21 protein-coding genes and 7 tRNA genes are annotated in these 25648 nt (G+C 53.5%); 7 read left to right on the plus strand and 21 right to left on the minus strand.

The genetic code is table 11. The annotated features are described in order from the left end of the window. Positions 1-225 precede the first annotated feature (225 nt). The 5 genes from lnt to miaB all read right to left on the minus strand — a co-directional run bounded on the left by lnt (position 226) and on the right by miaB (position 5836). Positions 226-1764, minus strand: coding sequence for an apolipoprotein N-acyltransferase (gene lnt, locus PUZ33_RS15720; RefSeq protein WP_058680559.1), 1539 nt, complete (start codon positions 1762-1764; stop codon positions 226-228). 5 nt (positions 1765-1769) lie between these two features. Further along, positions 1770-2648 carry a CNNM family magnesium/cobalt transport protein CorC gene (corC, locus tag PUZ33_RS15725; RefSeq protein WP_013097576.1) on the minus strand — a complete coding sequence of 293 codons (879 nt, stop codon included), beginning with the start codon at positions 2646-2648 and terminating at the stop codon, positions 1770-1772. An 89-nt stretch (positions 2649-2737) separates the two neighbouring features. After that, positions 2738-3205 (minus strand): rRNA maturation RNase YbeY, encoded by a 468-nt coding sequence (gene ybeY / locus PUZ33_RS15730; RefSeq protein WP_003858677.1) that lies wholly within the window; start codon positions 3203-3205, stop codon positions 2738-2740. Further along, complete coding sequence (locus tag PUZ33_RS15735; RefSeq protein ID WP_020684942.1) at positions 3202-4248, minus strand: PhoH family protein; 1047 nt, start codon at positions 4246-4248, stop codon at positions 3202-3204. Before PUZ33_RS15735 ends, ybeY begins: the two co-directional genes overlap by 4 nt. A gap of 163 nt (positions 4249-4411) precedes the next feature. Then, the gene (gene miaB / locus PUZ33_RS15740; protein ID WP_058680560.1) at positions 4412-5836 is read right to left on the minus strand and encodes a tRNA (N6-isopentenyl adenosine(37)-C2)-methylthiotransferase MiaB; all 1425 of its coding nucleotides are present in this window, start codon (positions 5834-5836) and stop codon (positions 4412-4414) included. A 135-nt stretch (positions 5837-5971) separates the two neighbouring features. Between miaB and ubiF the strand changes: the two genes are divergently transcribed. Then, positions 5972-7147, plus strand: a complete 1176-nt coding sequence (gene ubiF, locus PUZ33_RS15745) for a 3-demethoxyubiquinol 3-hydroxylase (protein WP_058680561.1) — start codon at positions 5972-5974, stop codon at positions 7145-7147. Positions 7148-7252: 105 nt separating this feature from the next. Here ubiF and PUZ33_RS15750 read toward each other — a convergent pair. The 12 genes from PUZ33_RS15750 to nagB form a co-directional block, all read right to left on the minus strand. After that, positions 7253-7327 (minus strand) — tRNA-Gln (locus PUZ33_RS15750). 35 nt (positions 7328-7362) lie between these two features. Then, positions 7363-7437, minus strand: a tRNA-Gln gene (locus tag PUZ33_RS15755). Between the two features lie 39 nt (positions 7438-7476). Beyond that, positions 7477-7553: transfer RNA gene (locus tag PUZ33_RS15760), tRNA-Met, on the minus strand. A 17-nt stretch (positions 7554-7570) separates the two neighbouring features. Next, a tRNA-Gln gene (locus PUZ33_RS15765) sits at positions 7571-7645 on the minus strand. A gap of 32 nt (positions 7646-7677) precedes the next feature. Next, positions 7678-7752: transfer RNA gene (locus tag PUZ33_RS15770), tRNA-Gln, on the minus strand. A gap of 23 nt (positions 7753-7775) precedes the next feature. Then, positions 7776-7860: transfer RNA gene (locus tag PUZ33_RS15775), tRNA-Leu, on the minus strand. An 8-nt stretch (positions 7861-7868) separates the two neighbouring features. Further along, positions 7869-7945: transfer RNA gene (locus PUZ33_RS15780), tRNA-Met, on the minus strand. Between the two features lie 227 nt (positions 7946-8172). Beyond that, positions 8173-9837 carry an asparagine synthase B gene (gene asnB / locus PUZ33_RS15785; protein ID WP_013097572.1) on the minus strand — a complete coding sequence of 555 codons (1665 nt, stop codon included), beginning with the start codon at positions 9835-9837 and terminating at the stop codon, positions 8173-8175. A 249-nt stretch (positions 9838-10086) separates the two neighbouring features. Beyond that, the gene (gene nagD / locus PUZ33_RS15790) at positions 10087-10839 is read right to left on the minus strand and encodes a ribonucleotide monophosphatase NagD (protein WP_013097571.1); all 753 of its coding nucleotides are present in this window, start codon (positions 10837-10839) and stop codon (positions 10087-10089) included. 45 nt (positions 10840-10884) lie between these two features. Continuing rightward, on the minus strand, positions 10885-12105 hold the full coding sequence (nagC, locus tag PUZ33_RS15795) for a DNA-binding transcriptional regulator NagC (RefSeq protein WP_013097570.1): 1221 nt from the start codon (positions 12103-12105) through the stop codon (positions 10885-10887). A gap of 8 nt (positions 12106-12113) precedes the next feature. Continuing rightward, positions 12114-13262, minus strand: coding sequence for an N-acetylglucosamine-6-phosphate deacetylase (gene nagA, locus PUZ33_RS15800; RefSeq protein WP_058680562.1), 1149 nt, complete (start codon positions 13260-13262; stop codon positions 12114-12116). 55 nt (positions 13263-13317) lie between these two features. Beyond that, positions 13318-14118 carry a glucosamine-6-phosphate deaminase gene (nagB, locus tag PUZ33_RS15805; RefSeq protein ID WP_013097568.1) on the minus strand — a complete coding sequence of 267 codons (801 nt, stop codon included), beginning with the start codon at positions 14116-14118 and terminating at the stop codon, positions 13318-13320. A 329-nt stretch (positions 14119-14447) separates the two neighbouring features. On the opposite strand from nagB, the gene nagE reads away from it, so the two are divergent. The 4 genes from nagE to chiQ all read left to right on the plus strand — a co-directional run bounded on the left by nagE (position 14448) and on the right by chiQ (position 20452). Further along, positions 14448-16397 (plus strand): PTS N-acetyl glucosamine transporter subunit IIABC, encoded by a 1950-nt coding sequence (gene nagE, locus PUZ33_RS15810; protein WP_020684946.1) that lies wholly within the window; start codon positions 14448-14450, stop codon positions 16395-16397. Positions 16398-16566: 169 nt separating this feature from the next. Further along, positions 16567-18234, plus strand: coding sequence for a glutamine--tRNA ligase (gene glnS / locus PUZ33_RS15815; RefSeq protein ID WP_058680563.1), 1668 nt, complete (start codon positions 16567-16569; stop codon positions 18232-18234). 446 nt (positions 18235-18680) lie between these two features. Then, a complete protein-coding gene (chiP, locus tag PUZ33_RS15820) occupies positions 18681-20078 on the plus strand; it encodes a chitoporin ChiP (protein WP_038418907.1) in 1398 nt (465 codons plus the stop codon). Between the two features lie 44 nt (positions 20079-20122). Continuing rightward, positions 20123-20452, plus strand: a complete 330-nt coding sequence (gene chiQ / locus PUZ33_RS15825; protein WP_013097564.1) for a ChiQ/YbfN family lipoprotein — start codon at positions 20123-20125, stop codon at positions 20450-20452. A 106-nt stretch (positions 20453-20558) separates the two neighbouring features. On the opposite strand, the gene fur is transcribed toward chiQ, so the two are convergent. The 4 genes from fur to ybfF all read right to left on the minus strand — a co-directional run bounded on the left by fur (position 20559) and on the right by ybfF (position 23171). Next, positions 20559-21005, minus strand: coding sequence for a ferric iron uptake transcriptional regulator (gene fur / locus PUZ33_RS15830; RefSeq protein ID WP_010428651.1), 447 nt, complete (start codon positions 21003-21005; stop codon positions 20559-20561). Positions 21006-21295: 290 nt separating this feature from the next. Further along, positions 21296-21826: a flavodoxin FldA gene (fldA, locus tag PUZ33_RS15835; protein WP_008501067.1), complete on the minus strand. Its 531-nt coding sequence runs from the start codon at positions 21824-21826 to the stop codon at positions 21296-21298. 155 nt (positions 21827-21981) lie between these two features. After that, positions 21982-22269 (minus strand): LexA regulated protein, encoded by a 288-nt coding sequence (gene ybfE, locus PUZ33_RS15840; RefSeq protein WP_013097563.1) that lies wholly within the window; start codon positions 22267-22269, stop codon positions 21982-21984. Between the two features lie 128 nt (positions 22270-22397). After that, positions 22398-23171, minus strand: a complete 774-nt coding sequence (gene ybfF, locus PUZ33_RS15845; RefSeq protein ID WP_045902306.1) for an esterase — start codon at positions 23169-23171, stop codon at positions 22398-22400. 183 nt (positions 23172-23354) lie between these two features. On the opposite strand from ybfF, the gene seqA reads away from it, so the two are divergent. Both seqA and pgm read left to right on the plus strand, forming a co-directional pair. Next, entirely contained in the window at positions 23355-23903 is a 549-nt protein-coding gene (seqA, locus tag PUZ33_RS15850; protein WP_020684949.1) for a replication initiation negative regulator SeqA, read from the plus strand. Positions 23904-23927: 24 nt separating this feature from the next. After that, the gene (gene pgm / locus PUZ33_RS15855; protein WP_020684950.1) at positions 23928-25568 is read left to right on the plus strand and encodes a phosphoglucomutase (alpha-D-glucose-1,6-bisphosphate-dependent); all 1641 of its coding nucleotides are present in this window, start codon (positions 23928-23930) and stop codon (positions 25566-25568) included. Positions 25569-25648 lie beyond the last annotated feature (80 nt).

Consider the following 25648-nt stretch of genomic DNA (forward strand, 5'->3'; position numbering starts at 1 on the left):
CCTTGTGAATGCGGGTTACCGGGAAAACCGGTCCATGATACTGTCCGGTTTGTCACTTGTGGAGAAGGGGCAGTCCACTGCAGGGATCTACAATACAGGCTCGTGGCCTAAGGCCGGGTACGGCATGTGGACTGCCTGACAGAAAGAACTGGCCGGTTCTTTCTGTACGGGAGGATAATACAAGGCCGGGTAAGCGTCAGCGCCACCCGGCAACAGAAGGTAAGATTAGCGACGACGCTGACGAAGGCTCATCAGCACAGCCCCAAAGCCAAACAGGGCGGTCAGGATCCACAGCGGCCAGTTGCCGGTGCGGGCATATGGCGTCAGGCCGCTTGTCGGCGTGACTTTAGCCGTCAACACTTCGCGCGTAAACTGCGGGATCATGGCCTGAATTTCTCCCCGCGGTCCAATCACGGCGGTGATGCCATTGTTGGTGCTGCGCAACAGCGGACGCGCCAGCTCCAGTGAACGCATCCGCGCCATCTGGAAGTGCTGCCACGGACCAATCGACTTACCGAACCAGGCATCATTAGAGATGGTCAGCAGGAAGTCCGTATCCGGACGGAAGTTATCGCGCACCTGTTCACCGAGGATGATCTCGTAGCAAATGGCCGCCGTCAGGGCAAAGCCGTGTGCATGCAGTTGCGGCTGCACATACGGCCCCCGACTGAAGGAGGACATTGGCAGGTCAAAGAACGGAGCCAGCGGACGCAGAATCGATTCCAGCGGAACAAACTCGCCAAACGGAACAAGGTGATTCTTGTTATACCGGTCAGTCGAGGTGTAGCTGTAGTCGCTGTCTTTGCCGAGCGTAATGATGGTGTTGTAGGTATCGTAGCGGTTCTGCTGATTCAGACGTGCATCCACAATCCCCGTGATCAGCGTACTGCCGCGCGCGCGCAGCAGATCGTTCATCATGTTGAGAAACGGTTGCTGGTTAATTTCCAGATCCGGAATGGCAGATTCAGGCCAGATGATCAGCTGCGATTTACCCATCACCTCTTCAGTGGCGTTGGCGTAAATTTTCAGCGTGTTCAGCAGCTCTTTTTCATCCCACTTCATCGCCTGCGGAATATTTCCCTGCACCATCGATACCTGTGTGGCGCGCTCTGGCATCAGGGTATACCACTGGATATAACGCAGCGGGAAGGGCAGAGCGAAAAGAACCAGCGCCACCACCAGTGGTTTCCAGTTACGCGTGACCAGCGCCAGCACCAGCAGGCCGCTCACCACCATCAGCAGGAAGTTAATGGCTTCAACGCCCATTACCGGCGCCAGACCTTTCAGCGGGCCGTCAATCTGGCTGTAGCCAAACTGCAGCCACGGGAAGCCGGTCAGCACCCAGCCGCGCAGAAACTCGGTAATCTGCCAGACCACGGGAGCCGCAATGGCAACGCGCAGCCAGCTGGTTTTAGGCCACAGGCGGGAGAGAATGCCCGCAAACAGACCGGTGTAGAGCGAGAGATAGGCGGCCAGCAGAACCACAAGGAAAACGTTAACCGGCCCCGGCATACCCCCAAACTGGGCGATGCTGACGTAGACCCAGTTGATACCTGTGCCGAACAGCCCCAGCCCCCAGAAGTAGCCGATGGCTGCGGCCTGAACGGGACGACGATTCAGGGTTAACCCCTGTAACCCCATCAGAGAGAGAATGGCCGCCGGCCAGATATCGTAAGGAGAAAAAGCCAGCGTACCGCTGGCTCCGAGTAACAGCGCCAGCAGCAAACGGACGCGCTGGCGTTCAAGCAGTGAGGCAAATGCCATTTACATTAATCTTCCAGTTTTGGCACCGGTGAGTCGTCCGGCGTTCTGACATGAACCTGTATAATACGTCGGCTGTCGGCCATCGCCACTTTGAACTGGTAACCATCGATGTCAACGGTTTCGCCGCGGGCAGGAAGATGACCAAAGGCCTGCATCACCAGCCCACCAATGGTATCCACCTCTTCATCGCTGAAGTGGGTGCCGAAGGCGTCATTGAAATCCTCAATGGAGGCCAGAGCGCGAACGGTCCACGTATGGCGGCTAAGCTGACGGAAGTCGATATCTTCTTCTTCGTCATACTCGTCTTCGATCTCGCCCACGATCAGCTCAAGAATATCCTCGATCGTGACAAGGCCTGACACGCCGCCAAATTCATCAATCACAATCGCCATGTGGTAACGCTGGGAGCGAAACTCTTTCAGCATCCGATCCACACGTTTACTTTCCGGCACAACCACGGCCTGGCGTAACACTTTTTCCATGCTGAAGGCTTCGGCATCGCTGCGCATAAACGGCAGCAGATCTTTGGCCATCAAAATCCCTTCGATGTGATCTTTGTCTTCGCTGATGACCGGGAAACGGGAGTGAGCGGATTCGATAATCACATCGAGGCATTCATCGAGGCTCTGGTTACGTTTCAGGGTGATCATCTGCGAGCGGGGGATCATGATATCGCGAACGCGCTGGTCGGCGATGTCCATTACCCCTTCGAGCATTTCGCGCGTATCTTCGTCGATAAGATCGTTTTGCCCGGAATCACGAATCAGCTCCAGCAGTTCATCACGGTTTTTGGGCTCACCATGGAAAAGCTGGCTCAGAATGAGGGAGAAAAATCCCTTTTTACTGTTTGTCGTGTCGCTACTGTGTGAATTGTCGTCGCTCATGGCGTTTGTTAAGGGTTCTCTCGTCAGTTCAATGTTTACCGCCGCGCTATTTCCTTACGCGGCGGCATGTTAGTCAGTCGGTTGTCTGACTATTCTTTCTCGGCAATGTACGGATCCTCATAGCCCAGAGCAAGCATTATCTCTGTCTCAAGGGACTCCATCTCTTCCGCTTCGTCATCTTCAATATGATCGTAGCCCAGCAGGTGCAGGCTTCCATGGACGACCATGTGCGCCCAGTGGGCCTCGAGCGGCTTTTGCTGCTCTTTGGCTTCCTGTTCCACCACCTGACGGCAGATGATCAGATCGCCGAGCAGCGGCATTTCAATACCCGGTGGGGCTTCGAACGGGAAAGAGAGCACGTTGGTTGGCTTGTCTTTCCCGCGGTAGGTCAGGTTAAGCTCATGGCTTTCTGCTTCATCCACCAGGCGAATCGTGACTTCTGACTCTTCCTGAAACTGGGGGATAACAGCATCCAGCCATTTCTGAAACTGCGCCTCTTCTGGCATGCCGGAATTATCTTCACAGGCCAGCTGTAAATCGAGGATCACCTGACTCATTTCTGTTCTTGCTCCTGCGCTTCGCGCTTACGTTCTGCGGCCAGTTCGGCCTTACGCTTCTGATCGGCCTCTTCCCAGGCTTCATAGGCATTAACGATACGCGCGACTACCGGGTGGCGTACCACGTCTTCACTGTGGAAGAAGTTAAAGCTGATTTCGTCCACCTCAGCCAGCACTTCGATGGCGTGGCGCAGGCCCGATTTGGTGCTGCGCGGCAGGTCAATCTGGGTGACGTCACCGGTGATAACCGCTTTCGAGTTGAAGCCGATACGCGTCAGGAACATCTTCATCTGTTCGATGGTGGTGTTCTGGCTCTCATCCAGAATAATGAACGCATCGTTAAGGGTACGGCCACGCATGTAGGCCAGCGGGGCGACTTCAATCACGTTACGCTCAATAAGCTTCTCAACTTTCTCAAAGCCCAGCATTTCGAACAGCGCGTCGTACAGTGGGCGCAGATAAGGATCCACCTTCTGACTCAGGTCCCCCGGCAGGAAGCCGAGTTTTTCACCTGCTTCAACCGCCGGGCGGGTCAGCAGAATACGGCGGATCTCCTGGCGCTCCAGCGCATCAACCGCAGCGGCGACGGCCAGATAGGTTTTACCTGTACCCGCCGGACCTACGCCGAAGGTGATGTCATGGTCGAGAATGTTGGCAATGTACTGCGCCTGGTTCGGTGTACGCGGCTTAATGACGCCACGTTTGGTCTTGATATTGATGGCTTTGCCATAGTCCGGCACGCTTTCTGCGCTCTGCTCAAGCACGCGCGCCTCTTTAATGGCGAGGTGAATTTGTTCCGGTTCGATATCCTGAATTTCGCCACGCATCGGGGCGGTATCGACATACAGGTTACGCAGGATGTCCGCAGCCGCATTGACGCAGATAGGGCGTCCGGTGAGTTTGAAATGATTATCGCGACGATTGATTTCGATACCCAGACGTCGCTCCAGTTGTTTGATGTTGTCATCAAACGGCCCGCACAGGCTCAGCAGGCGAGCGTTGTCTGCGGGCGTTAGGCTAATTTCAAGCGTGTCTATGTTCAAACTGTTCCTCTTTGATTGGTTAACTGGCCCGGCGCCCTCAGGCGTAATAAAACGGTCATTACCGAAATTATTCACGCCATGGAAAAAAGGCGCAAGCGTTGCGGAAGATATTGGGGACATTGAGAGGAAATACAAGGCCTGCCGGGAAGGCAGGCCTGAAGGATTATGGCTGGTAAACCCGAACGCCAGAATCGTTTTCTTTACGCGTGCGGGAAATGACGGATTCAGGAGATTGCGCAATGCGCAGCCCCATCTCATCTTCGGTGCGCACTAGTTTTCCGCGCAGCGAGTTGGCCAGCACTTCCACAATCTCGACGTCCACAAATTTACCGATCATGTCCGGGGTGCCTTCGAAATTCACCACGCGGTTGTTTTCGGTACGGCCTGAGAGTTCCATGATGCTCTTACGGGAGGTGCCTTCCACCAGAATACGCTGGACGGTGCCGAGCATGCGGCGGCTCCAGGCGTTGGCCTGCTGGTTGATACGCTCCTGCAGAATATACAGACGCTGTTTTTTCTCTTCTTCCGGGACATCGTCAACCATATCGGCCGCCGGTGTGCCAGGGCGCGCAGAGAAGATGAAGCTGTAGCTGACGTCAAAATTCACTTCGCCGATGAGCTTCATGGTGCGCTCGAAGTCGTCAGCGGTTTCACCAGGGAAGCCAACGATAAAGTCGGAACTTATCTGGATATCCGGACGCGCTTCACGCAGCTTACGAATGGTGGATTTGTACTCCAGCACCGTATGCGGACGCCCCATCAGGTTCAGCACGCGATCGGAGCCGCACTGAATCGGCAAATGCAGGAAGCTCACCAGCTCCGGCGTATCGCGGTAAACGTCGATAATATCGTCGGTGAATTCCATTGGATGGCTGGTGGTAAAGCGAATACGGTCTATACCGTCAATCGCGGCCACCAGGCGCAGCAGTTCAGCAAAGCTGCCGGTGGTGCCGTCGTAGTTCTCACCACGCCAGGCGTTAACGTTCTGCCCCAGCAGGTTCACCTCGCGTACGCCCTGTGCGGCAAGCTGCGCGATTTCAAACAGAATATCGTCTGCCGGGCGGCTCACTTCCTCACCACGGGTATAAGGCACCACGCAATAAGTGCAGTATTTGTTGCAGCCTTCCATGATTGAGACGAACGCCGTCGGGCCATCCGCACGCGGCTCGGGCAGACGGTCAAATTTTTCGATCTCCGGGAAGCTGACATCAACGACCGGGCTACGATCGCCGCGCACCTTGTTGATCATTTCCGGCAGGCGGTGCAGGGTCTGGGGGCCAAAGACAATATCCACATAGGGGGCTCTCTGACGAATCAGCTTACCTTCCTGCGACGCGACGCAGCCACCCACACCGATGATCAGGTCCGGATTTTTTCGTTTGAGAAGTTTCCAGCGACCTAAAACGTGAAAGACTTTTTCCTGCGCTTTTTCACGAATTGAGCAGGTATTCAGCAGCAGCACATCGGCTTCTTTCGCATTTTCAGTCAGCTGGTATCCGTGGGTGGTATCCAGCAGATCGGCCATCTTGGATGAATCGTATTCGTTCATCTGACAGCCCCAGGTTTTTATATGGAGTTTTTTAGTCATCGACTTGCTCAGCTCAGGATTGCAAGCCGTGTATTGTAATGCTTTGGTGGGGTTGTGACCAGTATGAAGGTTATGCGTCTCAGGACCGCAAAAATCCGGTAAACTTAAGGGATTCTCCAATAAGGAAAAGTGACCATGACACTCCAACACACCGAAATTGCCGTTGTCGGCGGCGGTATGGTCGGCGGCGCGCTGGCGCTGGGGCTGGCGCAGCAGGGATTTGAGGTAACGGTTATTGAGCAGGCGGCACCTGCTGAGTTTGACCCGACGGCAAAGCCGGATGTCCGCATTTCCGCCATCAGCGCGGCCTCTGTTGACTTGCTTCGCGGGCTGGGCGTCTGGGAGGCGGTGCTCGATATGCGGGCTCACCCTTACAGTCGCCTTGAAACCTGGGAATGGGAAAATGCCCACGTCGCGTTTGATGCCGCCGAGCTGAAGCTGCCGCGTCTGGGCTATATGGTGGAAAACAACGTCCTCCAGCGGGCGCTCTGGCAGGCGCTGGAGGCGCATCCGAAGGTGACGCTGTGTGTTCCTGCGTCGCTGAAGGCGCTGCATCCTCACAATAGCGGCTACACGCTGACGCTCGACAGCGGCGATGAACTGGCCGTGAAGCTGGTCATTGGGGCTGACGGTGCTCACTCGCAGGTCAGACAGATGGCGGGCATCGGTGTTCATGCCTGGCAGTATGAGCAGTCCTGTATGCTGATCACCGTTCAGTGTGAAAATGCGCCGGGAGAGAGTACCTGGCAGCACTTTACTCCGAATGGTCCGCATGCCTTTTTACCGCTGTTCGATAACTGGGCGTCGCTGGTGTGGTACGACAAACCGGCGCGCATTCGCCAGCTACAGGGGCTGTCAATGGAGCAGTTGCAGCGTGAAATTCTGCAACACTTCCCGGCCCGTCTTGGACATATCACACCGGTTGCCGCTGGGGCGTTTCCTCTTACACGTCGCCATGCGCTGCAGTATGCCCGTGAAGGGCTGGCGCTGGTGGGCGATGCGGCGCACACCATTCATCCCCTGGCGGGGCAGGGCGTGAACCTCGGGTATCGTGACGTTGATGCTTTACTGGATGTGCTGGGCAATGCACGTGCGCATGCGGAGGCCTGGTCAAGCCATCACGTACTCAAGCGCTACCAGACGCGACGTATGGCGGATAACTTCATCATGCAGTCTGGGATGGATCTGTTCTATGCCGGTTTCAGCAATGATCTGGCCCCGGTGCGTATTCTGCGAAACATTGGATTGATGGCGGCGGAACGCGCTGGCGGCTTGAAGCGTCAGGCACTTAAATACGCTCTGGGACTCTAATCCTTTTACCCTCTCCCCGTGGGAGAGGGCCAGGGTGAGGGCATCAGGCCGCACAATTCTGTACAAAAACAAAAAAGCCCGCAGAGCGGGCTTGTTTGTTTTAAGTGGCTGGGGTGCAGGGATTCGAACCCCGGAATGCTGGTATCAGAAACCAGAGCCTTACCGCTTGGCGACACCCCAATTGCGTTAAACGTACTGCTTAACGACTTTTAAATTGGCTGGGGTACGAGGATTCGAACCTCGGAATGCCGGAATCAGAATCCGGTGCCTTACCGCTTGGCGATACCCCAACAATTTTTTATTACCGAAACAGATCGATAATCTTAATATGGTGGCTACGACGGGATTCGAACCTGTGACCCCATCATTATGAGTGATGTGCTCTAACCAACTGAGCTACGTAGCCAGTACTGCGTTCTTCGATGGCTGGGGTACCTGGATTCGAACCAGGGAATGCCGGTATCAAAAACCGGTGCCTTACCGCTTGGCGATACCCCAATACCGCGGAGAACCGCATGATCGAAGAAATATGGCTGGGGTACCTGGATTCGAACCAGGGAATGCCGGTATCAAAAACCGGTGCCTTACCGCTTGGCGATACCCCATCCGTGCAACGCTTACCTGGGAATGGTGCGGGAGGCGAGACTTGAACTCGCACACCTTGCGGCGCCAGAACCTAAATCTGGTGCGTCTACCAATTTCGCCACTCCCGCAAAAAAGATGGTGGCTACGACGGGATTCGAACCTGTGACCCCATCATTATGAGTGATGTGCTCTAACCAACTGAGCTACGTAGCCATCTTTTTTTCGCGTTACCTTATCGGCGTTGCGGGGCGCATTATGCGTATAGACCCTTGCAGCGTCAACACCTTTTTCAACGAAAATGGCCGGAATGTGACTGTTTGGTTAGGTTGCGAACAGCGTGACCGAATATTCGGCAATTATTGGTTATTAATCGATTTTAGACGGTGAAATGTAAGGCAAATAAAAACAGGCCCCGCAGGGCCTGATGTTCAAATACGTGTTTATTTATAGGCAGACTGGTGAACGCCTACTGCACGTCCTGATGGATCGTTCATCGCTTTGAAAGATTCATCCCATTCAATGGCTTTCGCTGAAGAGCAGGCCACTGATGGACCGCCTGGCACACACTCAGCAGCACTCGGTACCGGGAACAGCTCTTCGAAGATCTCACGGTACAGATACGCTTCTTTAGAGCCTGGCGTGTTGTACGGGAAGCGGAAGCTTGCTGTTTCCAGTTGTTGGTCTGAAACCTGTTTCGCCGCCACCTCTTTCAGGGTGTCGATCCAGCTGTAGCCAACGCCATCCGAGAACTGCTCTTTCTGACGCCATGCCACGCTCGCCGGCAGGTAGGATTCAAAACATTCACGCAGGATATGTTTTTCCATTTTACCGTTGCCGCACATTTTGTCCTGCGGGTTAATGCGCATGGCCACGTCGAGGAATTTTTTATCCAGGAACGGAACGCGCGCTTCAACACCCCATGCGGACATCGCTTTGTTAGCACGTGCGCAGTCAAACATGTGCAGCGCCTGCAGTTTACGTACGGTCTCTTCATGCAGCTCTTTCGCGTTCGGCGCTTTATGGAAGTACAGGTAACCGCCAAACACTTCATCAGAACCTTCACCTGACAACACCATCTTGATGCCCATTGCTTTAATCTTACGGGACATCAGGTACATAGGGGTGGATGCACGAATGGTCGTCACATCATAGGTTTCAATGTGATAGATCACGTCGCGGATCGCATCCAGTCCTTCCTGCACGGTGAAATGAATTTCATGGTGCACGGTGCCGAGGTGGTTCGCCACGTCCTGCGCGGCTTTCAGATCCGGTGCACCTTCCAGCCCGACGGCAAAGGAGTGCAGCTGCGGCCACCAGGCTTCTGAACGCTCCTGATCTTCCACACGACGCGCCGCAAATTTCTTGGTGATGGCTGAAATAACGGAGGAGTCCAGTCCGCCGGAGAGCAGCACACCGTAAGGCACGTCTGACATCAGGTGGCTTTTAACGGAATCTTCCAGCGCCTGACGCAGCTCGGCTTTGTCAGTCACGTTGTCTTTTACCGCGTCATAGTCAAACCAGTCGCGCTGGTAGTACTGACGGATTTCGCCATCTTTGCTCCATAGATAGCTACCTGCCGGGAACTCTTTAATGGTGCGGCATACCGGCACCAGCGCTTTCATTTCAGACGCAACATAGAAGTTGCCGTGTTCATCATGGCCCATATACAACGGAATGATACCAATGTGGTCGCGGCCGATCAGATAAGCGTCTTTTTCGCTGTCGTACAGGGCGAATGCAAACATACCTTGCAGGTCGTCCAGGAACTCAGGGCCTTTCTCCTGATACAGCGCCAGAATGACTTCACAGTCAGAGCCGGTCTGGAAGGCGTAACGATCGCCATATTCGGCACGCAGCGCCTGATGGTTATAAATTTCACCGTTGACAGCCAGCGCGTGTGTTTTTTTCTCGTTATACAGCGGCTGTGCACCGGCGTTGACGTCTACAATCGACAGACGTTCGTGAGCCAGAATTGCTTTGTCACTGGCGTAAATACCGGACCAGTCCGGGCCGCGATGGCGCATCAGGCGGGACAGCTCGAGTGCTTTTTTACGCAGTTCGCCCGCGTCAGTTTTAATATCCAGTACGCCAAAAATTGAACACATAACCTTCTCCGTTAACCCTGTTGCTTTGTAATGTTGCTTGCTTATGAAAATGCCGCAAAGGAGAAGAGCGCGCAAGGGTTTTACCGGGTTAAACGAAAATAGTGCAATGGTGATTGCGGAATGTTGAAAAAAGAGTATGCCATGAACAGTTTTATTGATGATTATGCAATGAACTGGCGTTTTTGTTAGATGTGATTTTATTGGACGGGGCTATAAATGAAAAACCACGCCCTGAGGCGTGGTTCTGAATCAGATAATGTCAATTTCGTCGACGGAGGGGTAGATCCAGCTCGGCCGGAACGGCATCGAATCAATGTCATCAAGTTGAGAGACACCGGAGAGCACCAGAATGGTCTCCAGACCCGCCTGGAAACCGGCCAGAATATCGGTGCGCAGGTTATCACCGACAATCACCGTCTCTTCAGAGTGGGCCTGCATCGTGTTCAGCGCGGCACGAATGATCCACGGGCTCGGTTTACCGACCACAAACGGCTTACGACCGGAGATTTTTTCGATACCGGCGCACAGTGCGCCGCAGGCCGGATAGAAACCACGGCCGTGCGTATCCGGGTTGGTGGCGATAAAGCGCGCGCCGCTGGCGACAAAGTAGGCGGCCTTATGCATCATCTCCCAGTTAAACGAGCGCGTTTCGCCGACGATCACAAAGTCCGGGTTCACATCGGTAATGGTAAAGCCTGCTTTATACAGCTCGTGGATCAGCGCACCTTCACCGACCACGTAGGCTTTTTTCCCTTCCTGACGCTTCAAAAAATCTGCCGTCGCCATTGCGGAGGTATAAAACACGCTGTCCGGTACGTTGATGCCCGCAGTGGCAAAACGGTTCGCCAGATCCTGACCGGTTTGGGAAGGGTAGTTCGTGAGAAGAACCAGCGGCATTCCTTTGTCGATGATGCGGTGTAGAAACTCCGCAGCACCTGGCACGGCGACGTTGTCGTGCATCAGCACGCCGTCAATATCACAAATTACATTCTTAATGGTCATGAACAATCCGACATCAAAAAAAGAAGGCGTTACTATAAGTCCCGATTAGCTTTCCAGCAAATGCTGCAACAGGATCCCGTTGAGCATGGCGCGTTTGACCAGCGCAAACGCGCCAATCGCAGAGCGGTGATCCAGCGTCGAACGCACGACCGGTAAATTCTGACGAAACGCTTTCAACGCCTGGGTGTTAATGCAGCCTTCAATCGCGGGCAGTAACACTTTTTCCGCCTCGACGATTTCACCTGCAATCACCACTTTTTGTGGATTAAAAAGGTTGATGGCAATGGCAATGGTTTTGCCGAGGTGGCGCCCGACCTGTTCGATCACTTCGCAGGCCAGCGCATCGCCTTTATTGGCGGCTTTGCAGATGGCGCCGATTTTACAATCATCCAGCGTCACGCGGCTCTGGTAGCCTTGTTCCAGCAGATGACGGACGCGATGCTCAATGGCCGCGTTGGCGGCAACCGTTTCAAGACAGCCAAAATTACCGCAGTGGCAGCGCTCGCCAAGCGGTTCCACCTGGATATGACCAATCTCGCCCACATTGCCGTTACGGCCAATAAAGATACGTCCGTTGGAGATAATGCCCGCCCCGGTACCGCGGTGAACACGCACCAGAATAGAGTCTTCACAGTCCTGACTCGCACCAAAGTAGTGCTCGGCCAGCGCCAGCGAGCGGATGTCGTGACCCACAAAGCAGGTCACTTTAAAGCGCTTTTCCAGCGCCTCCACCAGCGCCCAGTTCTCGACCGGGATATGTGGCATATAACGAATGACACCGCTTTCAGGATCAACCAGCCCGGGCAGGATCACCGAAATGGCGATGAGCTCGCGGATCTTGCGCTGACAGCTTTCGATAAAGTGCGCGATGGTATTGAGCAGCGCGTGCTCCAGTGTCTCCTGGGTGCGCTCCGGAAGAGGGTAGTGCTCTTCGGCAATGGCTTTACTGCTCAGATCGTAAAGCGTCAGGGTGGTGTCATGGCGACCAAGACGAACGCCAATGGCCTGAAAATTGCGGGTTTCGGTGATGATGGAAATTGCGCGGCGGCCCCCGGTGGAGGCCTGCTGATCGACTTCTTTGATCAGGCCGCGCTCAATAAGCTGACGTGTAATTTTTGTCACGCTGGCGGGAGCAAGCTGGCTTTGTTCGGCTATCTGAATACGTGAGATTGGCCCGTGTTGGTCAATCAGGCGATATACCGCCGCGCTGTTAAGCTGTTTAACGAGATCGACATTACCGATTTGAGCTTGTCCGCCTGGTGTCATACTTTTACTTACTCAGTGACGACCTCGTTACCATTAACGATGGTCTTAATAATTTTATAATCGTGTGTGAATGCCGTCAGGTTTGCAACCATGCCTGGTGCAATTCCGCCAAGCTGTTTATCCACGCCGATGGCACGCGCAGGATAAAGGGTTGCCATGCGCAGCACTTCTTCAAGCGCAATGCCGCAATGCTCGACCAGGTTACGCACGCCTTCAATCATGGTCAGGGAGGAGCCGCTCAACGTACCGTTTTCATCCACACACAGTCCGTTGCGGTAGTATATTGTTTTACCGGCAAAAATGAACTGCTCAATATTTGCACCTGCCGGTGCGGTGGCATCCGTCACCAGGCAAAGCTTGTCACCTTTCAGCCGCTTGGCGTTGCGAATGTTGGTGTAATCGACGTGTAAACCGTCCGCGATGATGCCGCAGTAAACGTCTGGCTCATCCAGAATCGCCCCGACCAGTCCCGGTTCACGACCCGTGATATACGGCATGGCGTTATACAGGTGTGTCGCAAAGGTAATACCCGCACGGAAACCGGCTTTTGCCTCTTTCAGCGTGGCGTTTGAATGGCCCGCTGACACGACAATCCCGGCGGCGGCCAGTTTGCTGATCACGTCAGTACCGGTCATTTCAGGTGCCAGCGTCACTTTGGTGATCACATCCGCATTGGCACACATATAGTCGACCAGTTCGGCATCAGGCTTACGCACGTAATCCGGATTATGCGTGCCTTTCTTGACCATATTCAGCCATGGCCCTTCAAGGTGCAGACCCAGGGCCTGATTCGGGTGTTTCGCCAGGTATTCACGCATAACGCGGATACCCTGTTTCATCAGCTCATCGCTGCTGGTGATGAGGGTTGGCAGATAGCTGGTGCAGCCCGATTTCTCGTTCGCTTTCTGCATGATTTCCAGCGTTTCGATGGTGACGGCGTCTGCGGTGTCGTTAAACTGCACACCGCCGCAGCCGTTCAGCTGTACGTCGATAAAACCGGGGGAGATTACTGCTCCATTGAGTGAGCGCTGTTCAATCTCCGGCGGCAGCTCTGCCAGCGGACAAACACGTTCAATCAGGCCATTGGCGATAACAATCGCATGGTCATCCAGAATTTCATGGCCGGTATAAATCCGACCGTGGGTTAAAGCGTACATAACGACCCCCGGTTAAAAAAAGCGGCCGCCTCTTCATGAAGAGGCGGTTATTCAATTACAGACCTTTGATGTTCTCAGCTTCTAACTCGTTGAAGTATTTCAGCGTCTTCACCTTCAGTTCCATCGTGGACGGTTCGTCACAGACGATGACGGATTTTGGATGCAGCTGCAGGCAGCTGATGGTCCACATGTGGTTTACGTTGCCTTCAACGGCAGCCTGGAGCGCCTGCGCCTTCACGCTGCCCAGCACCAGAATCATCACTTCTTCGGCATCCAGCAGCGTGCCGACACCGACGGTCAGGGCATATTTAGGAACCTGGTTCACATCGCCATCAAAGAAGCGGGAGTTTGCCACGCGCGTGTCATGGGTCAGCGTTTTAATACGGGTACGGGACGCCAGTGACGACGCGGGTTCGTTAAACGCGATATGACCATCGTTACCCACACCGCCCATAAACAGGTGGATTTTACCGTAAGAACGGATTTTTTCTTCATACTGACGGCATTCTGCGTCAATATCAGGCGCGTTTCCATTCAGCAGGTTAATGTTTTCAGCTGGAATATCAACGTGATCAAAGAAATTACGGTGCATGAAGCTATGGTAGCTTTCCGGGTGATCCTTCGGTAAGCCGACATATTCATCCATGTTGAAGGTGACAACGTGTTTGAAGCTAACCTGGCCTGCTTTGTGCATCTCTACCAGTGCTTTATATGCGGTCAGCGGTGTGCCGCCGGTAGGGAGGCCAAGGACGAAAGGACGATCGGCGGTTGGTTTGAAGGCGTTGATACGGTTAACGATATGGCGAGCGGCCCATTTACCGACTTGTTCAGCAGTTGCCAGGGGAATCAGTCTCATTGTTCACCTCAAGAGTTTAAGTAGAAGAGTGGGCGGATGGGTATCGGGACCTGATACTTAAGCGTAACCTGGAACCTTTCAGGCCGGATCAATCCGCTTTGATTTTTCGAATGATAAAATAAGTTTTCGATGTTAGCCAGTGAAAGGGAGGGTGATAAACGATATTTGGTGACAAAAATCACAAAAAGTACGCTTTTAATTTGCGATACGAATTAATTTTTCACACACTCACAATGCCAGTGAATCATCAACTGTATTTCTAGTTCGTGACACAATAAAAAACATAGTTAATGCACGAGCCTTAACAAGGGTCTCGTAGGGGGAATAGGATGAATATTTTAGGTTTTTTCCAGCGCCTCGGTAGGGCTTTGCAGCTCCCTATCGCCGTGCTACCGGTTGCAGCACTGCTGTTGCGATTCGGGCAACCCGATCTTCTTAACGTGCCGTTTATCGCGCAAGCGGGTGGTGCGATATTTGACAACCTGGCGCTGATTTTCGCCATCGGCGTGGCGTCCAGCTGGTCTAAAGACAGCGCGGGTGCCGCGGCGCTGGCAGGGGCAGTCGGTTATTTCATCCTGACCAAAGCGATGGTAACCATCAACCCTGAAATCAACATGGGTGTTCTGGCGGGTATTATTACCGGTCTGGTCGGCGGTGCAGTGTACAACCGTTGGGCGGGTATCAAACTGCCAGATTTCCTGAGTTTCTTTGGCGGAAAACGCTTTGTCCCGATTGCGACAGGCTTTTTCTGTCTGATTCTGGCCGCTATCTTTGGTTATGTCTGGCCACCGGTACAGCATGCCATTCATGCAGGCGGTGAGTGGATCGTGTCTGCGGGCGCAATGGGGGCAGGTATCTTCGGTTTCATCAACCGTCTGCTGATCCCAACCGGCCTGCATCAGGTTCTGAATACCATCGCATGGTTCCAGATTGGTGAGTTCACCAACGCGGCAGGTACCGTATTCCACGGTGATATCAACCGCTTCTACGCGGGTGACGGCACTGCGGGCATGTTCATGTCCGGTTTCTTCCCAATCATGATGTTTGGTCTGCCGGGCGCTGCACTGGCAATGTATCTGGCCGCGCCAAAAGCGCGTCGCCCAATGGTTGGCGGCATGCTGCTCTCTGTTGCGGTAACGGCGTTCCTGACCGGTGTTACTGAGCCACTGGAATTCCTGTTCATGTTCCTGGCTCCGCTGCTGTACCTCATGCACGCGGTGCTTACCGGTATCAGCCTGTTTGTGGCCACCCTGCTGGGCATTCACGCGGGCTTCTCCTTCTCAGCCGGTGCGATCGACTACGTGTTGATGTACAACCTGCCGGCAGCCAGCAAAAACGTCTGGATGCTGGTTGTGATGGGCCTGGTGTTCTTCGTTGTCTACTTCCTCCTGTTCAGCGCGGTTATTCGTATGTTTAACCTGAAAACGCCGGGCCGCGAAGATACAAAAGATGACGTCGTAACCAGTGAAGCAAACAGCAATACCGAAGAAGGGTTGACCCAGCTGGCAACCAGCTATATCGCCGCGGTAGGCGGTACCGACAACCTGAAAGCCATTGATGCCTGTATTACCCGTCTGCGTCTGACCGTTGGCGACTCTGCGCGCGTAAGCGATGCCATGTGCAAACGCCTGGGCGCGTCTGGTGTGGTGAAACTGAACAAACAAACCATCCAGGTTATTGTGGGTGCGAAAGCCGAATCTATCGGCGATGAAATGAAAAAAGTGGTTGCCCGTGGACCGGTTGCTGCTGCCTCAACGGATAGCGCGCCTGTGGCTGATGCTCCGGTTGCTAAACCGCAGGCTGTACCAAACGCCGCTACTATCGCCGCGCTGGTTTCACCGGTTACGGGTGAGGTGGTCGCGCTTGAGCAGGTACCTGACGAAGCGTTTGCCAGCAAAGCGGTCGGTGACGGTGTTGCGGTGAAACCAACGGAGAAAACCGTTGTGTCTCCTGCGGCGGGCACCATCGTGAAAATCTTTAACACCAACCACGCGTTCTGCCTCGAAACCGAAAAAGGCGCGGAGATCGTGGTTCATATGGGTATTGATACCGTTGCGCTGAACGGCCAGGGCTTTACTCGCCTGGTGGAAGAGGGCGCAGAAGTGGTTGCAGGCCAGCCGATTCTTGAAATGGATCTGGACTTCCTGAACGCGAATGCCCGTTCGATGATAAGCCCGGTGGTATGCAGCAACATCGACGACTTCAGCGGCCTGGTGCTTCAGGCAAAAGGTCAGGTGGTTGCGGGGCAAACGCCACTGTATGAGATTAAAGGCAAGTAATCGCTCCTGAGTAGAGTCATGCCTTAAGCGGCGGGGGAGATCCTCCGCCGCTTTTTTTTGCAGCAAATGCCCCCATTATTTTCTTCCGGGACGTTTTAAGGGTTGTCACTACGTCCGGCTTATAAGATCATATGCCGTTATACGTTGTTTACGCTTTGAGGAATCCACGATGAGTGAGGCAGAAGCCCGCCCGAGTAACTTTATTCGTCAGATCATCGATGAAGATCTGGCCAGTGGTAAGCACACCACAGTGCATACGCGTTTCCCGCCGGAGCCAAATGGCTACCTGCACATTGGTCACGCCAAATCGATCTGCCTGAACTTTGGTATCGCACAGGATTACCAGGGGCAGTGCAACCTGCGTTTCGATGACACCAACCCAGTAAAAGAAGACATCGAATACGTTGAGTCCATTAAGAACGACGTGCAATGGCTGGGCTTCAACTGGTCTGGCGATATCTGCTACTCCTCTGACTATTTCGATCAGCTGTATGCCTATGCCGTTGAGCTGATCAATAAAGGTCTGGCCTACGTTGACGAGCTCTCTGCAGATGAAATCCGTGAATACCGCGGCACGCTGACGGCACCGGGTAAAAACAGCCCGTTCCGCGATCGCAGCGTGGAAGAGAACCTGGCGCTCTTTGAAAAAATGCGTGCTGGTGGCTTCGAGGAAGGTAAAGCGTGCCTGCGTGCCAAAATCGATATGGCATCACCGTTTATCGTGATGCGCGACCCGGTGCTGTACCGCATTAAATTCGCTGAACATCACCAGACCGGTAACAAGTGGTGCATCTACCCGATGTACGACTTCACCCACTGCATCAGCGATGCGCTGGAAGGCATCACCCACTCGCTGTGTACGCTGGAATTCCAGGACAACCGTCGTCTGTACGACTGGGTGCTGGATAACATCACGATTCCGGTGCATCCGCGTCAGTACGAGTTCTCTCGTCTGAATCTGGAATACACCATGATGTCCAAGCGTAAGCTGAACCTGCTGGTGACCGATAAGCACGTTGAAGGCTGGGACGACCCACGTATGCCGACCATCTCCGGTCTGCGCCGTCGCGGCTATACCGCGGCGTCAATCCGTGAGTTCTGCAAACGCATTGGCGTGACCAAGCAGGATAACACCATTGAGATGGCGTCTCTGGAATCCTGCATTCGTGAAGATCTGAACGAAAACGCGCCGCGCGCGATGGCCGTTATCGACCCGGTAAAACTGGTTATCGAAAACTATCCGCAGGGTGCGAGCGAAATGGTCTCGATGCCTAACCATCCGAACAAACCGGAGATGGGCAGCCGTGACGTACCGTTCAGTGGTGAAATCTGGATCGATCGTGCTGACTTCCGCGAAGAAGCGAACAAGCAGTACAAGCGACTGGTGCTCGGTAAAGAGGTGCGTCTGCGTAACGCCTATGTGATCAAGGCTGAGCGCGTAGAAAAAGATGCGGAAGGCAACATCACCACGATCTTCTGCACATACGATGCCGAGACCCTGAGCAAAGATCCGGCGGACGGTCGTAAGGTGAAAGGCGTGATCCACTGGGTCAGTGCATCACACGCGCTGCCGGTAGAGATTCGTCTGTACGATCGTCTGTTCAGCGTGCCTAACCCAGGCGCAGCAGAAGACTTCCTGGCGACCATCAACCCGGAATCGCTGGTCATCAAACAGGGTTACGCTGAGCCATCCCTTAAAGCGGCTGAGGCGGGTAAAGCGTTCCAGTTTGAACGTGAAGGTTACTTCTGCCTGGACAGCCGTCACAGCACCGCTGAAAAACCGGTATTTAACCGTACGGTTGGTTTGCGTGATACCTGGACGAAGATCGGCGAATAATAACGCCGCGCTGGTCAATGAGAAACAAACGCCGCGTAATGCGGCGTTTTTTTATAGAGTGATCATGCCTTTAAAGCGGTAGCCAAATAGCGTTTATTAAAATAACAGGTCAATGTGGTGCTACTTATTTTTTTTAAAAAAAGTTTATCCCCTTTCAAAATTCTGATGCACCGTAAAAAGAATATCATTTAACGCGTTACTTATTGAAAATCGGCCTTTTCCCCCGCCAGTTCTGGCATCCCGTTAAATGTTACAAAGCACTACCAATTATGTGCTCTTCGTCATAATCCTGAGTTTTAGCCACCGAAAAGCATTGATAATTCGCGTCGCGAAAAATAACCTAAAGACGGTAGTTATTCGAGGGTATTTCCGACTACCCCTGACCATCAGGTCTTTTATATTTTTCGCCGTTTTAGGCGTTTTAATTCGTCAAAGAGGAATAATCTATGCGTACGTTCAGTGGCAAACGTAGTGCGCTGGCGCTGGCTATTGCCGGTGTGACAGCAATGTCAGGCCTGGTGGTGACGCCAGACGCTAAAGCAGCAGGCTTCATCGATGATTCAACCCTCACGGGCGGTATTTATTACTGGCAGCGTGAACGTGACCGTAAAGATGTCACGGAAGATAAATATAAAACGAACCTTTCTCACTCTACCTGGAACGCCAACCTGGATTTCCAGTCTGGTTACGCTGCCGATATGTTCGGCCTGGATATTGCCGCCTTTACGGCAATTGAAATGGCGGAAAATGGTGACAGCGGCCACCCGAACGAAATAGCCTTCTCCTCCAGTAATAAAGCGTATAAAGAAGACTGGTCTGGAGATAAAAGCGGTATCAGCCTGTATAAAGCTGCCGCGAAATTTAAATACGGCCCGGTATGGGCGCGCGGTGGTTATATTCAGCCAACCGGTCAAACCCTGTTAGCACCGCACTGGAGCTTTATGCCAGGTACCTATCAGGGGGCAGAAGCGGGCGCCAATTTTGATTACGGTGACGCAGGTGCGTTGAGCTTCTCGTATATGTGGACCAACGAGTATAAAGCGCCGTGGCATATCGAAATGGACAAGTTCTACCAGAACGATAAGAAGACCAAAGTGGATTATCTTCACTCGCTGGGCGCGAAGTACGACTTTAAAAATGATTTAGTGCTTGAAGCGGCATTTGGTCAGGCGGAAGGTTATATCGATCAGTATTTTGCTAAGGCCAGTTATAAATTTGACATCGCGGGTAGCCCGCTGAGTACCAGCTACCAGTTCTACGGTACGCGAGATAAAGTCAGTGATGGTGGCGTGAATGATATTTATGACGGCACGGCGTGGTTGCAGGCGCTGACCTTCGGCTACAAAGTCGGTCAGGTAGATTTGCGTCTTGAAGGAACGTGGGTAAAAGCGGAAGGGCAGCAGGGCTACTTCCTGCAGCGTATGACCCCAACCTATGCCTCTTCAAACGGTCGTCTGGATATCTGGTGGGATAACCGTTCCGACTTCAACGCCGATGGCGAAAAAGCAGTCTTCTTCGGCGCAATGTATGATCTGAAAAACTGGAACCTGCCAGGCTGGGCGGTGGGGGCATCTTACGCCTACGCATGGGATGCGAAGCCTGCTGATATGGCAACGCCAGACGCATACTACGATCCAAACTATCGTCTCAAAGAATCCGCTTACAGCCTGGATGCGATCTACACCCTGCAGGATGGTCGCGCCAAAGGTACTATGTTCAAACTGCACTTTACACAATACGACAACCACTCCGATATCCCGAGCTACGCGGGCGGTTACGGCAACATCTTCCAGGATGAACGCGACGTGAAATTCATGGTTATCGCACCGTTCACCATCTTCTGATGACTCGTCCGGCGGGGTAATACCCGCCGGACCGGAGACTACATATGAAAAAGATTGTAATCGTCGCGTTGCTGGCATCGGGACTGGTGGCTTGTGCGCAGAATCAGGCCCCGAAAGAGGACTCCCGTCTGAAAGAAGCCTACAGCGCGTGTATCAATACGGCGGAAGGTTCGCCGGAGAAGATCGAAGCCTGTCAGAGCGTGCTGAATGTGCTGAAAAAAGAGAAAGCGCATGAACAGTTCGCAACCCAGGAGAATATTCGTGTAATGGATTATCAGGCCTGTATCCAGGCGCGTAAAACCGGTAACGATCAGGAAGTCGCGAAGCGTTGCGATCAGATCTGGAAAGAGATTCGCAGCAACAACAGCCATTAACCCGCTGTTATCATGCCCGGTAGCGCTGCGCTGCCGGGCTTTTTTTTGCCAGACCGCAGGCAAAAAAAAAGCCAACCTTGCGGCTGGCTCAGAGTATGAAACGTGTTTATTTCGCGTCGTGCGCGTGATCGTCTTCGCGGCAATCGCCTTCAGCGCAGTGACCATACAGGTACAGGCTGTGGTTCGTCAGGCGGATACCGTGACGTGCGGCGATTTCACGCTGGCGAGATTCAATGGAATCATCGCTGAATTCAATGACCTTGCCGCAATCCAGGCAGATCAGGTGATCGTGGTGATGCTGTTGAGTCAGTTCGAATACAGATTTACCGCCTTCGAAATTATGACGGGTGACAATGCCCGCGTCATCAAACTGGTTCAGCACACGATAGACGGTTGCCAGCCCAATCTCTTCGCCCATGTCGATAAGACGCTTATAAAGGTCTTCCGCACTGACATGGTGATTGTCTGGACCCTGAAGCACTTCAAGGATTTTTAACCGAGGAAGCGTAACTTTCAGGCCAGCCTTCTTTAATGCGGTATTGTTGTCAGTCATGCGGAATCTGTCCTGTTGCTAAACGATTCACTTCTGTAGGAAGTGACAGAAATTGCACCCGGGATAATGCGTCTCATTATAGAACTGCCATGGCTAAATGAAAACTGCAAGTCTCAGGTAAAGTATGCTTATAAAAACGTGGTATCACCAACAAACTTGCATTGTGAAAGCCACGTTTTATCAGGGGGTCATTGTACAGGTCTGGGCGAAAAAGTTAAAAGATTGTAGCAATTAATTTAATCGGTTTGACCTGGTTTATGGGCGCAACCACCGTTGCGCCGCAAGAATCATCAGGCGTTGAGAATATCGTCCAGGTGCAGCTCTTCACGGATCTGCTTAACCCATTTTTCAACGCGCTCGGCGGTCAGTTCTGGCTGACGATCTTCGTCAATCGCCAGACCCACGAAGTGATCGTCGTCTGCCAGACCTTTAGACGCTTCGAAGTGGTAACCAGCGGTAGGCCAGTGACCTACAATAACGGCACCGTTTGGCTCAATAATGTCGCGGATGGTGCCCAGCGCATCACAGAAGTACTCTGCATAGTCTTCCTGGTCGCCGCAGCCAAACAGGGCAACCAGCTTGCCGTTGAAATCCACCTCTTCCAGCGTTGGGAAGAAATCATCCCAGTCACACTGGGCTTCACCGTAATACCAGGTCGGAATACCCAGCAGCAGGATGTCATAGCCTTCGAGATCTTCTTTGCTGCTCTTGGCGATGTCGTGCACATCGGCAACGTCTTTACCGAGCTGTTTTTGAATGTTTTTTGCGATATTTTCGGTATTGCCGGTATCACTGCCGAAGAAAATGCCGATAATTGCCATGAGTAAAATAACCTCTTGATACTTAATGGTATGGTGGCGCAATTTGTCCACGGATAAAGGCAATAATAGCAGAACAGGCAACCCTGCGGAAACAGCTATCGCGCAGGACTGCACTCTGTGCTACATGAAAAGGGTAATAAAGGGATTTTTCGGACTTATGCCTTACTGCGCATGGTCTCGAGTTGGGTGAGTAACATCTCTTCGATCAGCTCGCTGCGGCTGATATTACGCGCGTCAGCCAGTTCGTTTAGCGCATCGACAGCGTCGGCGTTGAGCTTCAGTTCGACACGCTTAAGTCCACGATTTTTATCGCGTTTAAGCTGGTTGCGTTTATTAATACGCAGCTGTTCGTCGCGCGAAAGCGGATTCGTTTTTGGTCGTCCCGGTCGACGCTCATTCGCGAACAGATCTAGTGTCGTACGGTCCGTTTGTTCTTTGGCCATGATTCTGAGACTTCGGGGGAAACACGCCGCCCTGCTAATGCCTGGGCGATAAGCGCGCCATCATACATCACCAAAAACGGCACGCCAACGACTGGAAGCCCGCAGCCTTCCAGTCGCTCTCTTTTTAATCAATTTGCCGTATCAGTCAGATAGCGGCGAATGGCGCGTAAGACGGCGTCTGGTTTTTCCGCATGAACCCAATGTCCGGCGCCAGCTATGACATGAGCGCGTGCCTGCGGGAATTGCGCCAGCAGGGTATCGCGACAGGCGTCGGTAACGTAGGGCGAATTGCCGCCACGAATGAAGAGGGTAGGGTGCGGCCATGCCGGAACGGTTTCCCAGCCGACGATGTTATCGTACTGCTCCCACAGCACCGGCACGTTGAACCGCCACTGGCCGTCAACGAACGATTTCAGCAGAAACTGGATAACCCCTTCTTCATCCAGATGCTCACGCATAACGACGGCTGCCTGTTGGCGCGTCGAGATGCCAGCGTTGGTCACCGCGTTGATGGCGGCGAAAATCTCATCATGGCGACGGACGTTGTAATCCACCGGGGCGACATCTATGACCACCAGGCCACTTATTCTTTCTGGTGCCAGAGCCGTCAGAGCCATGACCGCTTTGCCACCCATTGAATGCCCGATCAACGTCACTTTCTCGAGATTGTTGGCATCCAGCGTATCCAGCAGGTCCTGCGCCATGGCCGCATAGGTCATCTCTTCTGAACGCCCGGAAAGGCCATGATTTCGCATATCCACCTGCAAAATATCGTGATCGGTAACCAGATCGCGCGCCAGCACGCCCAGGTTATCCAGGCTGCCAAACAGCCCGTGAACCAGTACGATGGGAGGATTCGTGTTCGGCGATTGTGCAGATTGCGCTCGGGTATTCAATTTCATGGCAAAGTTCTTTTTTTAGGTGTGACAGGTTAGGGTATTATGTTGACCATTCTGCCGCCCGGCTGCAAGGTTCCAGTTTAATCTGACTTTTGCCGCCAACTTGGTTTGACGCTATCCGCTGTTGGGATTTGACTTTATAATCTCAACGACTTGTATTCAGATAAGATATCGCACTGGATTAAGATGAAAACAATCGAAGTTGATGACGAACTCTATCAGTTTATTGCCAGCCAAACGCGGCATATCGGGGAGAGCGCGTCCGACATTTTACGGCGTATGCTTAAAATTTCCGCCGCCTCACCGTCTGCTACCCCAGCCACTAAAGATGTCGTGTCTCAGCCGAGTGTTGTTGCACAAGCAAAACCTGCCGTCGTGCAGGTGAAAGACAAAGTACGTGCGATGCGCGAGCTGCTGCTGTCTGATGAATATGCAGAGCAGAAAAAAGCGGTCAACCGCTTCATGCTGGTGCTGTCTACACTTTATTCACTGGATAACAAGGCGTTTGCTGAAGCGACTGAGTCGCTGCACGGTCGCACGCGCGTCTATTTCGCGGGCGACGAGCAGACGCTGCTGCAAAATGGCAACCAGACCAAACCTAAACATGTCCCTGGCACACCGTACTGGGTCATCACCAATACCAATACGGGCCGCAAGTGCAGCATGGTTGAACACATCATGCAGTCCATGCAGTTCCCGGCGGAATTGATTGAAAAGGTTTGCGGTACAATTTAACCCTTGCATCAGAAGGACCCGGTAATGGCAAATCACAGCCGTGCAGGCCAACCTGCACAACAAAGCGATTTGATTAACGTCGCTCAGCTGACCGCGCAGTATTATGTGCTGAAACCGGTCGTGGGCAACGCAGAACACGCAGTGAAGTTTGGGACATCAGGCCATCGCGGTAGCGCGGCACGCCATAGCTTTAACGAACCGCACATTCTGGCCATTGCTCAGGCCATCGCGGAAGAGCGCGCCAAAAACGGTGTTACCGGTCCGTGCTACGTGGGGAAAGATACTCACGCCCTGTCTGAACCGGCATTCATTTCCGTGCTGGAAGTTCTGGCGGCGAACGGCGTTGATGTAATTGTGCAGGAAAATAACGGTTTCACCCCAACGCCTGCCGTCTCTAACGCTATCCTTGTGCACAACAAAAAAGGTGGCCCACAGGCTGACGGTATCGTTATCACGCCTTCTCACAACCCGCCGGAAGACGGTGGTATCAAATACAACCCACCTAACGGTGGCCCGGCAGATACCAACGTCACCAAAGTGGTGGAAGACCGCGCCAACGCCTTAATGGCCGATGGTCTGAAAGGCGTTAAGCGTATTTCTCTGGATGCGGCCATGGCGTCCGGCCACGTGAAAGAGCAGGATCTGGTGCAGCCGTTCGTGGAAGGGCTGGCGGATATCGTCGATATGGCGGCTATCCAGAAAGCCGGCCTGAAGCTGGGTGTGGATCCGCTGGGCGGCTCCGGTATTGAATACTGGAAACGCATTGCAGAGCATTACAAGCTGGATCTGACCATCGTTAACGATCACGTCGATCAGACCTTCCGCTTTATGCACCTTGATAAAGACGGCGCGATCCGTATGGACTGCTCCTCCGAGTGCGCGATGGCGGGCCTGCTGGCACTGCGTGACAAATTCGATCTGGCCTTCGCCAACGACCCGGATTATGACCGCCACGGTATCGTTACCCCGGCCGGGCTGATGAACCCAAACCACTACCTGGCTGTGGCAATCAACTACCTGTTCCAGCATCGTCCACAGTGGGGCAAAGAGGTGGCTGTAGGTAAAACGCTGGTTTCTTCAGCCATGATCGACCGCGTGGTTGACGCGCTGGGTCGCAAGCTGGTGGAAGTGCCGGTGGGCTTTAAATGGTTTGTTGACGGTCTGCATGACGGCAGCTTCGGCTTTGGTGGTGAAGAGAGCGCGGGGGCATCCTTCCTGCGTTTCGACGGCACACCATGGTCAACCGACAAAGACGGTATCATCATGTGTCTGCTGGCGGCGGAGATCACCGCGGTCACCGGCAAGAACCCGCAGGAACACTACGACGAGTTGGCGGCGCGCTTTGGTGCTCCGAGCTACAACCGTATCCAGGCAAGCGCGACCTCCGCACAGAAAGCTGCCCTGTCTAAACTCTCTCCGGAGATGGTCAGTGCCAGCACGCTGGCCGGTGATCCCATCACGGCCCGTCTGACGGCAGCGCCGGGTAACGGTGCCTCTATCGGGGGGCTGAAGGTGATGACCGAAAATGGCTGGTTCGCCGCGCGTCCATCCGGTACGGAAGATGCGTACAAAATCTATTGTGAAAGCTTCCTCGGCGCTGAGCATCGCCAGCAGATTGAGAAAGAAGCGGTAGAGATTGTCAGCGAAGTGCTGAAAAACGCGTAAGTGGTGTTTGGTGCGGGCTGATGCCCTCACCCCGGCCCTCTCCCACAGGGAGAGGGTGAAAACACGAAAAACGGCAACCC

This window comes from Enterobacter cloacae complex sp. 2022EL-00981, assembly GCF_028737495.1.
Lineage (GTDB): Bacteria > Pseudomonadota > Gammaproteobacteria > Enterobacterales > Enterobacteriaceae > Enterobacter > Enterobacter cloacae.

Coding starts and splice junctions, on each gene's coding strand:
- lnt (WP_058680559.1), bottom strand. CDS start 1,764: ATGGCATTTGCCTCACTGCTTGAACGCCAGCGCGTCCGTTTGCTGCTG.
- corC (WP_013097576.1), bottom strand. CDS start 2,648: ATGAGCGACGACAATTCACACAGTAGCGACACGACAAACAGTAAAAAG.
- ybeY (WP_003858677.1), bottom strand. CDS start 3,205: ATGAGTCAGGTGATCCTCGATTTACAGCTGGCCTGTGAAGATAATTCC.
- miaB (WP_058680560.1), bottom strand. CDS start 5,836: ATGACTAAAAAACTCCATATAAAAACCTGGGGCTGTCAGATGAACGAA.
- ubiF (WP_058680561.1), top strand. CDS start 5,972: ATGACACTCCAACACACCGAAATTGCCGTTGTCGGCGGCGGTATGGTC.
- asnB (WP_013097572.1), bottom strand. CDS start 9,837: ATGTGTTCAATTTTTGGCGTACTGGATATTAAAACTGACGCGGGCGAA.
- nagD (WP_013097571.1), bottom strand. CDS start 10,839: ATGACCATTAAGAATGTAATTTGTGATATTGACGGCGTGCTGATGCAC.
- nagC (WP_013097570.1), bottom strand. CDS start 12,105: ATGACACCAGGCGGACAAGCTCAAATCGGTAATGTCGATCTCGTTAAA.
- nagA (WP_058680562.1), bottom strand. CDS start 13,262: ATGTACGCTTTAACCCACGGTCGGATTTATACCGGCCATGAAATTCTG.
- nagB (WP_013097568.1), bottom strand. CDS start 14,118: ATGAGACTGATTCCCCTGGCAACTGCTGAACAAGTCGGTAAATGGGCC.
- nagE (WP_020684946.1), top strand. CDS start 14,448: ATGAATATTTTAGGTTTTTTCCAGCGCCTCGGTAGGGCTTTGCAGCTC.
- glnS (WP_058680563.1), top strand. CDS start 16,567: ATGAGTGAGGCAGAAGCCCGCCCGAGTAACTTTATTCGTCAGATCATC.
- chiP (WP_038418907.1), top strand. CDS start 18,681: ATGCGTACGTTCAGTGGCAAACGTAGTGCGCTGGCGCTGGCTATTGCC.
- chiQ (WP_013097564.1), top strand. CDS start 20,123: ATGAAAAAGATTGTAATCGTCGCGTTGCTGGCATCGGGACTGGTGGCT.
- fur (WP_010428651.1), bottom strand. CDS start 21,005: ATGACTGACAACAATACCGCATTAAAGAAGGCTGGCCTGAAAGTTACG.
- fldA (WP_008501067.1), bottom strand. CDS start 21,826: ATGGCAATTATCGGCATTTTCTTCGGCAGTGATACCGGCAATACCGAA.
- ybfE (WP_013097563.1), bottom strand. CDS start 22,269: ATGGCCAAAGAACAAACGGACCGTACGACACTAGATCTGTTCGCGAAT.
- ybfF (WP_045902306.1), bottom strand. CDS start 23,171: ATGAAATTGAATACCCGAGCGCAATCTGCACAATCGCCGAACACGAAT.
- seqA (WP_020684949.1), top strand. CDS start 23,355: ATGAAAACAATCGAAGTTGATGACGAACTCTATCAGTTTATTGCCAGC.
- pgm (WP_020684950.1), top strand. CDS start 23,928: ATGGCAAATCACAGCCGTGCAGGCCAACCTGCACAACAAAGCGATTTG.